This is a genomic window from Salmonella sp. SAL04213 (genome assembly GCF_046550535.1).
Lineage (GTDB): Bacteria > Pseudomonadota > Gammaproteobacteria > Enterobacterales > Enterobacteriaceae > Salmonella > Salmonella enterica.
Genome location: NZ_JBGDXS010000028.1, coordinates 1 through 542, shown reverse-complemented (window position 1 = coordinate 542; position 542 = coordinate 1). Strand labels below are relative to the sequence as shown.

Genomic DNA, 542 nt, shown 5'->3' with positions numbered 1-542 from the left:
CTTTGTGATTCATGACTGGGGTGAAGTCGTAACAAGGTAACCGTAGGGGAACCTGCGGTTGGATCACCTCCTTACCTGAAAGAAACGGTCTTTGCAGTGCTCACACAGATTGTCTGATGAAAAACGAGCAGTAAAACCTCTACAGGCTTGTAGCTCAGGTGGTTAGAGCGCACCCCTGATAAGGGTGAGGTCGGTGGTTCAAGTCCACTCAGGCCTACCAGATTCGCTCCCGTGCTTTGTTGTGGCAAAGCTCGCATACTTCAGTATGCTTCGCTTCACCACGCCGCGCCCGGAAACGAATCAAAGGTAAGAGGTTCTGACTACACGATGGGGCTATAGCTCAGCTGGGAGAGCGCCTGCTTTGCACGCAGGAGGTCTGCGGTTCGATCCCGCATAGCTCCACCATCTCGTGAGTGTTTACGAAAAAATACTTCAGAGTGTACCTGAAAGGGTTCACTGCGAAGTTTTGCTCTTTAAAAATCTGGATCAAGCTGAAAATTGAAACACAGAACAACGAAAGTTGTTCGTGAGTCTCTCAAATT

At 49.3% G+C, this 542-nt stretch carries 2 tRNA genes and 1 rRNA gene; all 3 read left to right on the top strand.

Annotated features, from left to right (window positions below):
- A 16S ribosomal RNA gene (locus ACLJPQ_RS22460) occupies positions 1-74 on the top strand; the annotation flags it as partial.
- Positions 75-143: 69 nt separating this feature from the next.
- Positions 144-220, top strand: a tRNA-Ile gene (locus ACLJPQ_RS22455).
- Between the two features lie 109 nt (positions 221-329).
- Positions 330-405 (top strand) — tRNA-Ala (locus tag ACLJPQ_RS22450).
- The last annotated feature ends 137 nt before the right edge of the window (positions 406-542 follow it).